Source organism: Myxococcus sp. AM011, from assembly GCF_013372595.1.
Lineage (GTDB): Bacteria > Myxococcota > Myxococcia > Myxococcales > Myxococcaceae > Myxococcus > Myxococcus eversor.
Genome location: NZ_JABXEM010000375.1, coordinates 1 through 8,425, shown reverse-complemented (window position 1 = coordinate 8,425; position 8,425 = coordinate 1). Strand labels below are relative to the sequence as shown.

The window sequence follows — 8,425 nt, the reverse complement described above, 5'->3', positions numbered from 1 at the left end:
GCCCCCAGGTGCCACGCCAGCTGATTCGCTCGCTTCTCCAGCTGCGCGTACGTCAGTCGCTCCCCCTCGAACACCACCGCCACCGCCTCTGGCGTCCTCGCCGCCTGCGCCTCCACCCACTCGTGCGCGCAGACCTCGATTCGCGATTCGACGGACGTCGCGTTCCAGCTGTCCAGCACGAGCCGCCGGTCCAGTTCCGTCACGAGGGACAACTCCGACAGGCGCAGCTGGGGTGCAATCACCGCCCGCTCCAGCACGCGCTCCAGATGTGTCACCAGTCGCTCGGCGGACGCGGACTCGTAGAGGTCCGTGCGGTACTCCAGCGTCCCGGAAAGTCCCGTCGACGTCTCGCGCAAGGTCAGCGTGAAGTCGAACTTCGACGTGCCGCTGTCCACGTCCAGCGGACGGAAGCGCAGTCCCGGGCTCTCCAACGCCGCCATGGGGGTGTTGACCAGGACCAGCGCCACCTCGAAGAACGGCGTGCGCTTGGGCTGGCGCTCCGGCTGGAGCACCTCCACCAGCTTCTCGAACGGCACGTCCTGGTGTGAGTACGCGCCCAGCGTCGTCTCGCGCACGCGTCCCAGCAGCTCGCGGAACGTCGGGTCTCCGTCCAGCTTCGTGCGCAACACCAGCGTGTTCACGAAGAAGCCGATCAACCCTTCCGTCTCCGGAAGGGTACGTCCCGCGACAGGGGCGCCCACGCAGATGTCGTCCTGCCCCGAGTACCGCGACAACAACACCTGGAGCCCCGCGAGAAGTCCCATGAACAACGTGGCCCCCTCCTGGCGACAGAAGCCACGCAGCATGCGGACCAGCCCCACCGGCAGCTCCACCTTGAGCACCGCCCCCGAGTTCGATGCCCCGGCGACACGAGGCTGGTCCGTCGGAAGCTCCAGCGCGGGCGGGGCCCCCTCCAACTGCTGCCGCCACCACGTGAGCTGTCGCTCCAACGCCTCGCCCCGCAGCCGCTCGCGCTGTCTCACCGCATGGTCCACGTACTGGAGGGAGAGCTCCGGAAGTGGCGACGGCCTGCCCGCGCTGAACGCCTCGTAGAGCGCCACCACCTCCCGGATGAGCACGGAGATGGACCACGCATCCGAGATGATGTGGTGCATCGTGACGACCGCCATGTGCTCGCGCTCCGACAGGCGCAGGAGCCGCGCGCGCAGGAGCGGCCCCCGGACCAGGTCGAACGGGCGCCGCGCCTCCTCGCGCACGGCGCGCAGGGCGATGGCCTCGCGCTCCACTTCGGGCAGGTAGCGCAGGTCCTCCACCTCCAGGGCCATGGGCGCGTTGCCCGCATGAGCCACCACCTGGAGCGGCCGGCCATCTCGCGCGGGAAACACCGTGCGCAAGGATTGGTGTCGACACACCAGCTCCGTGAACGCGCGCTCCAGCGCCGCCACGTCGAGCGTGCCCTCCAGCCGCAACGCCGCCGGCAGGTTGTAGAGCGGACTGCCCGGTGCGTACTGGTCCAGGAACCACAGCCGCTGCTGCGCGAAGGACAACTCCGCCTGCCGCTCGCACGGCACCAGCGATGACGGCCGCTCCCCGCGCGATGCGTGCAGCGGCTCCAGCTCCTCGCCGGGCTGCAACGCCACCAGCGCGTCGATACGTCCCGCCAGCGCCGATACCGTCACCAGGTCGAACATCTCCTGCAGCGACAGCTCCACCCGAAGCGACGTCCGGATGCGCGAGAGCACCTGTGTCGCCAACAGCGAGTGGCCACCCAGCTCGAAGAAACTGTCGAGCGCGCCCACCTGCGAGATGTTCAACACCTCACTCCAGATGTGCGCGACGGCACGCTCTGTGTCGGTGCGGGGTTCCACCGCACGGGTGACGCTTCGCTCTACGAGGAGGTCCTGGGAGCGTGGCTGGGTCATGGGAGGGCCCTGGAGAGGGGAGTCCAGGTAAAACAAGTCTTACTGATAAAACCTGGGTAAATGCACGCACCCCCCTACCAAGGGTGACCGGTTCACACTTGGGCGCGTGGTGTGCGACTGACCCGGGGATGCATCGTTCAGGGCCCGGCATCCGGAAAATTGTTCCAAGCCTGGATGCCCAGCGCACTGCGCCAAAGCAGACTGTCCTATAGTGCGCGATTCAAACCGACCATGAAGACAACGCTCTCACTCATGACGCTCCTCGCCGCAGGCGCCAGCCAGGCCGCGGGGTTTCAGATCGACACGCAGAGCGCTCGCGCCACGGGCCTCGGCAACGCGGCCACGGCGTGGATTGAAGACTCGTCCGCCATCTACTCCAACGCGGCCAACATCCTCGGCGTGAAGACGTTGGATATCACCGTGGGAGACACCGGCATCCTCCCCAACCTGAAGTTCACGCCGACGGGCGGCTCCACGCAGGGCCAGAAGCTGACGCTGTCACCGCCGCCGCATGTCTTCGCGGTGTTTCGCCCCTTCGAGAAGCTCGCGTTCGGCGTGGGGGCCTACGCACCCTATGGCGCGCGCAGCAACTGGGAGGACGACTTCGTGGGACGCTTCCGCGGGCAGCAGTCGAACCTCGCCGCGTACTACATCAACCCCACCGTCGCGTATCAGCTCCATGACGCCATCCGCGTGGGCGCGGGCGTGGACGTCGTGCGCTCCACGGTGGAGATCCGCCGGGCGCTGAACTTCCTGGACAGCGAGGGAGCCGTCCACCTGGGCGGCGGCGCGTGGGGCGTGGGCTTCAACGCGGGGCTCCAGGCGGAGCTGCTGCCCGGTGAGCTGACGCTGGGCGTGCACTACCGCAGCTCCGTCGCCGTCACGTTCGAGGGGCAGGCCGACTTCCAGAACATCCCGGTGGAGTTCCAGCAGCGCATGGTGGACCAGCGCGTGAGCGCGGACGTCACCTTCCCCGCCACGCTCGCCATCGGCCTGTCCATCTATCCGGTGGAGCGGCTGACCGTGGCGCTGGACGCCCAGGTCACCTACTGGTCCAGCTTCGAGGCGCTGGCCATCGAGTTCCCCGACACGCCCGCGCTCAACAACCCCATCGCCAAGACGTGGTCGACGAAGGTGAAGTATCACCTGGGCGCCGAGTACACCGTCACGCCCCAGCTCCAGGCGCGCGCGGGCCTGGTCGCGGATCTGTCCCCCAGCCCCTCCGACACGCTGACGCCGGACCTGCCGGACGCGGACCGCTACAAGGTGGCCATCGGCGCGGGCTACACCACGACCTCCGGCCTGCGCGCGGACGTGGGCTACCAGTTCGTGTTCCTCGCGGACACGGAGAGCACCGCGCCGGGCATGGAAGGCAACTACTCCGGCTCCGCGCATGTGCTCGGCGTGACGCTCGGCTACGCGCTGTAGGCCCTCAATCCGCGGGCTGGGTGATGACCTCCATCGTCCGGTGCATGCGCTGCATCCCCAGCCTCACGAGCGCGCGGCGCATCTCCGCCTGCCCCCAGAAGTGCTTGCGGAACACCTCCCGGTCCAACCGCAGCAGCGTGCAGGGCGTCAGCGTCTTCACCGTCGCGGTGGCGCGGCGCCCTCGCAGCAGGGAGACCTCACCGAAGAGGTCTCCCTCCACCATGTCCGGATACGACGTGGTGCGTCCGTCCGCGTGCGTGTGGAAGACACCGCAGCGGCCTCGCAGCAGGATGAAGAGCGCCTCGCCCGGACTGCCGTAGGTGAGCAGCTGCTCACCGGCCTCCACCGAGCAGGGCTCCAGCGCGCTCCCCAGATGCGTCCACAGCTCCGGTGACAGCGCGTTCAACAGCGCGCTGCCGCTCAGCGCATCCGCGAGCAGCCGCTCCCGACCCCGCATGGCCACCACCGGCGCCACCAGCCCGTGGCGTGCGCCCATCAGCGACAGGCCCGTCCGCGACAGCTCCCGCAGCACCGTTCGCTCCAGCGTGACGACGCTCGCCGTCCGCGGGCAGTTCGTCAGCAGCGACAGCTCCCCGAAGAAGCCTCCGCTCGTCAGGTGCCCCACCATGCGCGCCTCGCGAGCTCCTCCCTCGCGGTACACCCCCACCTTGCCTTCCAGGATGACGAACAGGGACGAGCCCGGGTCGCCTTCGCGCACCACCACGCGCCCGGCGGGCAGGAACCGCGTCCACACGGGGAGTGGAGCGGCGCCGACCGGGGACGCCTCCGGCGCGGAAATGGTCGCCCCGACGCGCGGAGATGATTCCGCGAATTCCCCAGACGCGTCTGGGGAGGTCCGAGGGGCCGAAAACGGGTGTGGAAAAGCCAGTCGCGCCATGCGGCCCCCTCTGTGGAGATGCATGACAAACGTACGTGGGCTCAATCCGTGTCGCAGTGAATGCGTTCACACGGCGAATGCCCCCAGGTGCTAAGGGGTTTCCCGCCCCAGCCTGTCAGGATGGACCAGGGTGATTCTCCCTCCCTCATAGGACAGCAATCCCTCGCGCACGCAGAAGCGCAGCCACTTGTTGGTGCGCTCACGAGTCAGCCCACAGAGGTTGGCCAGCTCCGTGTGTGGGCTTGCGTGGAATGACCACGCAGCCAGCATCTCCTTTGGGTTGGAAACATTTCGACACACTCGCCCCCGGGTCTCACCACTCTTGACACGACGGGTCGCGCATGGCACTAGTCGCCCAATAATGAGAATCATTCTCATTATTCTTCTTTCCCTGTGGACCCCCGGGTTCCAGAAAGCGAAGGGCCGGATGGGAGACACACCGCGAGTGGCACTGGTGACGGGTGCCGCGCAAGGCATCGGCGCCGAAGTCGCTCGGGTGTTGGCTCCCGAGGCCACCATCGCCGCGCTCGACACGAACGCGGAGGGGTTGCTGTCGCTGGTGGCGGAGCTGCGCGGCAAGGGCCAGAAGGCCACGGCGTGGCCGGTCAGCGTGAGCGACGCGGCCGCGGTGGAGACCGTCGTCGAGCGAATCGAGCGGGAGCTGGGCCCCATCCACACGCTGGTCAACGTGGCGGGCGTGCTGCGGATGGCTCCGGTGGTGGACTTGAGCGACGAGGACTGGGCGACGACCTTCGGCGTGAACACGAACGGCGTGTTCCATGTTTCACGCGCGGTGGCCCGGCGCATGGTGCCGCGCCGCTCGGGCGTCATCGTCACCGTGGGCTCCAATGCCGCGGGGACGCCTCGGATGCAGATGGCCGCGTATGCCGCGTCCAAGGCCGCCTCCACCATGTTCACCAAGTGCCTGGGCCTGGAGCTGGCCCAGTACGGCATCCGCTGCAACGTGGTGTCTCCGGGCTCCACCGACACGGCCATGCAGCGGGGAATGTGGAAGGACGAGCACGGCGCGGACGCGGTCATCGCCGGAGCCTCGGAGACCTTTCGCGTGGGCATCCCCCTGCGGCGCATCGCCAGCCCCCGAGACATCGCGGAGGCCGTGCAGTTCCTCGCTTCCGACCGCGCCCGCCACATCACCATGCACGACCTCTGTGTCGACGGCGGCGCCACGCTGGGCGTCTGACTCAGCATCCCCCTCCCCCGCCCGCATCCAGGTGGGTTCGAGCGGGCTTTATTTGAGAATGATTATCAGGATCAGTATCGAAGTGGCAAGTTCGCTCCGAGGCGATGCCCGCACCGTGGGACTGGCGCTCGGAACAGGAGGTTGGCCGTGAAGACGACCGAACGCGCAGTGGCACCCCAGAAGCTGGCCGCGCAGTTGCTCGAGAACTACGAAGCGGGCTCCTCATTCTTCTTCGCCTCGCCTCGCCGCACCTTGCTGGCGCAGGGGACGTTCGCCACCGTGCCGCACGTGGGCGGGGCCAGCTCATTGGAGCGGCTGCCCGAGCGCGTGGCGGCGGTGCTCAGCGAGGCGCGTCAGGCGGACCATGACATCCCGGTGGCGGTGGGCGCGGTGCCCTTCGACGGGAGCGTCCCCGCGCAGCTCGTGGTGCCGATGACCATCCAGCGCGCGGGCCCGCTGGTGTTCGACGACGTGGCGATGCCGTACCAGGGCGTGCCCACGCGCTACACCGTGCAGCCCGTGCCGGAGCCGGCCGCGTACCTGGACGGCGTGGCGCAGGCGCTGAAGCTGATGGAGAGCGGCCCCTTGCGCAAGGTCGTGCTGTCGCGCTCGCTCCACTTGAGCGCCACGACGCCCATCGACCTGCAGCGGCTTCTGCACAACCTGGCCCGGCGCAACCCGTCTGGTTACACCTTCGCGGCGGACCTGCCCACGCGTCCGGGGATGATGCCCGGCGAGGGCCGGCGCACGCTGATTGGCGCGAGCCCGGAGCTCTTGGTGTCGCGCTCGGGGATGCAGGTGCTGGCCAACCCGCTGGCGGGCTCGATTCCGCGAAGCCCGGACCCGGTGGAGGACCAGGCTCGCGCGGCGGGACTGCTCCAGTCCCCCAAGGATTTGCACGAGCACGCGGTGGTCATCGACGCGGTGGCGGAGGCGATGCGGCCGTTCTGCAAGACGCTGGACGTGCCCGCGAAGCCGTCGCTCGTCAGCACGCAGACGATGTGGCACCTGTCCAGCCGCATCGTCGGTGAGCTGGCGGACCCGTCGATTACGTCGCTGACGCTCGCCGTCGCGCTCCACCCCACCCCGGCCGTCTGTGGCTACCCGACCCAGTTGGCGCACGCGACCATCGGCCACATCGAGCCCTTCGAGCGCGGCTACTACACGGGCACCGTGGGTTGGTGCGACGTGAATGGTGACGGGCAGTGGGCGGTGACCATCCGCTGCGCGGAGGCCGACGAGAACTCGCTGCGGCTGTTCGCGGGCGCGGGCATCGTCGCGGGCTCCAAGCCGGAGTCGGAGCTGGCGGAGACCGAGGCGAAGTTCCGGACGATGCTGGTCGCGATGGGGCTGAGCCAGGGCGTCGAGGTGAAGCCGTGAGCCAGGGCGACTCCCGGCTGCCGGGCTGCCCCACGTGGCCCCAGGACCAGGCGGAGCGCTACCGCCGCGCGGGCTACTGGAAGGGTGAGACCTTCGGTCGGATGCTGCGCGAGCGCGCCGAGCGCCATGGCGAGCGCACCGCGCTGGTGTCGGGCAAGGAGCGCTGGACGTACCGCGAGCTGGACGCGCGCGTGGACCGGCTGGCCGCGGGCCTCAAGGCCCTGGGCATCAAGTCCCAGGACCGCGTGGTGGTGCAGCTGCCCAACATCGGCGCGTTCCACGAGGTGTGCTTCGCCCTCTTCCGCCTGGGAGCCCTGCCCGTCTTCGCGCTGCCCGCGCACCGCGCCTCGGAGATCGGCTACTTCTGCGAGTTCACCGAGGCGGTCGCCTACGTCATCGCCGACCGTCACGGCGGCTTCGACTACCGCACCCTCGCGGCCAGCGTGAAGGCGAAGACGCCGTCGCTCCAGCACGTCATCGTCGTGGGCGACGCGGGGCCCTTCACCTCGCTGGAGAGCCTGTACGCCGCGGAGCCGGTGGCGCTGACGGAGCCGCGTCCGGACGACGTGGCCTTCTTTCAGCTCTCCGGTGGCAGCACGGGCGTGCCCAAGCTGATTCCCCGCACGCACGACGACTACCTGTACAGCCTGCGCGCCAGCGCGGAGATCTGCCAGCTCGACACGTCGAGCGTGTACCTCTGCGCGCTGCCGGCGGCGCACAACTTCCCCATGAGCTCGCCGGGTGTGTTCGGCACGTTCTACGCGGGCGGCACCTCCGTGCTGGCCCTGCACCCGAGCCCCGACGTGGCCTTCCCGCTCATCGAGCAGGAGAAGGTCACCATCACCGCGCTGGTGCCTCCCCTGGCCATGGTGTGGCTGGACGCGGCCAAGGCGCGCCGGCATGACTTGTCCAGCCTGCGCGTGCTCCAGGTGGGCGGCGCCAGGTTCAGCGCGGAGGCCGCCGCGCGCGTGAAGCCCACGCTGGGCTGCACCGTGCAGCAGGTCTTCGGCATGGCCGAGGGCCTGGTCAACTACACGCGCCTGGACGACTCCGAGGAGCGCATCGTCAACACCCAGGGCCGGCCCATCTGCGTCGACGACGAGGTCCGCATCGTCGACGAGGACGGCCACGACGTGCCGACGGGCGAGACGGGCCAGTTGCTCACGCGCGGGCCGTACACCATCCGCGGCTACTACAAGGCGGAGACGCACAACGCGCGGGCCTTCACCTCCGATGGCTTCTACTGCACCGGAGACCTGGTGCGGATGACCGCGGACGGCTACCTCGTGGTGGAGGGCCGGGCGAAGGACCAGATCAACCGGGGCGGCGACAAGGTGGCCGCGGAGGAGGTGGAGAACCACCTGCTGGCCCACCCGGAGGTCCACGACGCGGCCGTCGTCTCCATGCCGGACGCCTTCCTGGGCGAGCGCACCTGCGCGTTCGTCATCCCCCGGGGCACGCCTCCCGCCGCCACGTCGCTGACCTCGTTCCTGCGGGAGCGGGGACTGGCGGCCTTCAAGATTCCGGACCGGGTCGAGTTCGTCGAGACGTTCCCCAAGACGGGCGTCGGCAAGGTCAGCAAGAAGGCGCTCCGCGAGACGCTGAGCCGCCCCACCGCTCCCCGCTGAAACACCC

The 8,425-nt window shown here is 69.2% G+C and carries 7 protein-coding genes; 4 read left to right on the top strand and 3 right to left on the bottom strand.

Translation table 11 applies throughout. The features are described from left to right. The coding region (locus HUW62_RS43660; RefSeq protein ID WP_255203973.1) for a condensation domain-containing protein at nucleotides 1-1,775 on the bottom strand (1,775 nt) is incomplete at its 3' end. Between the two features lie 360 nt (nucleotides 1,776-2,135). Here HUW62_RS43660 and HUW62_RS43655 point away from each other — a divergent pair. Then, a complete protein-coding gene (locus HUW62_RS43655) occupies nucleotides 2,136-3,311 on the top strand; it encodes an OmpP1/FadL family transporter (protein ID WP_303626918.1) in 1,176 nt (391 codons plus the stop codon). A 4-nt stretch (nucleotides 3,312-3,315) separates the two neighbouring features. Here HUW62_RS43655 and HUW62_RS43650 read toward each other — a convergent pair whose 3' ends face one another. Beyond that, complete coding sequence (locus tag HUW62_RS43650) at nucleotides 3,316-4,065, bottom strand: cyclic nucleotide-binding domain-containing protein (RefSeq protein WP_368670629.1); 750 nt, start codon at nucleotides 4,063-4,065, stop codon at nucleotides 3,316-3,318. 234 nt (nucleotides 4,066-4,299) lie between these two features. After that, nucleotides 4,300-4,479, bottom strand: a complete 180-nt coding sequence (locus tag HUW62_RS43645; RefSeq protein ID WP_255203972.1) for a helix-turn-helix domain-containing protein — start codon at nucleotides 4,477-4,479, stop codon at nucleotides 4,300-4,302. A gap of 157 nt (nucleotides 4,480-4,636) precedes the next feature. Here HUW62_RS43645 and HUW62_RS43640 point away from each other — a divergent pair, with 157 nt between their 5' ends. From HUW62_RS43640 to HUW62_RS43630, 3 genes are all read left to right on the top strand, one after another. Beyond that, complete coding sequence (locus HUW62_RS43640) at nucleotides 4,637-5,410, top strand: 2,3-dihydro-2,3-dihydroxybenzoate dehydrogenase (RefSeq protein WP_176437811.1); 774 nt, start codon at nucleotides 4,637-4,639, stop codon at nucleotides 5,408-5,410. A 147-nt stretch (nucleotides 5,411-5,557) separates the two neighbouring features. Beyond that, on the top strand, nucleotides 5,558-6,790 hold the full coding sequence (gene dhbC, locus HUW62_RS43635; RefSeq protein ID WP_176437810.1) for an isochorismate synthase DhbC: 1,233 nt from the start codon (nucleotides 5,558-5,560) through the stop codon (nucleotides 6,788-6,790). Next, nucleotides 6,787-8,418 carry a (2,3-dihydroxybenzoyl)adenylate synthase gene (locus tag HUW62_RS43630; RefSeq protein WP_176437809.1) on the top strand — a complete coding sequence of 544 codons (1,632 nt, stop codon included), beginning with the start codon at nucleotides 6,787-6,789 and terminating at the stop codon, nucleotides 8,416-8,418. The genes dhbC and HUW62_RS43630 overlap by 4 nt, the downstream gene beginning before the upstream one ends. Nucleotides 8,419-8,425: the final 7 nt, after the last annotated feature.

What these genes read in the sequence shown, in the direction of transcription:
- HUW62_RS43655 (WP_303626918.1), top strand. Translation starts at nt 2,136, where the DNA reads ATGACGCTCCTCGCCGCAGGCGCCAGCCAGGCCGCGGGGTTTCAGATC.
- HUW62_RS43645 (WP_255203972.1), bottom strand. Translation starts at nt 4,479, where the DNA reads ATGCTGGCTGCGTGGTCATTCCACGCAAGCCCACACACGGAGCTGGCC.
- HUW62_RS43640 (WP_176437811.1), top strand. Translation starts at nt 4,637, where the DNA reads ATGGGAGACACACCGCGAGTGGCACTGGTGACGGGTGCCGCGCAAGGC.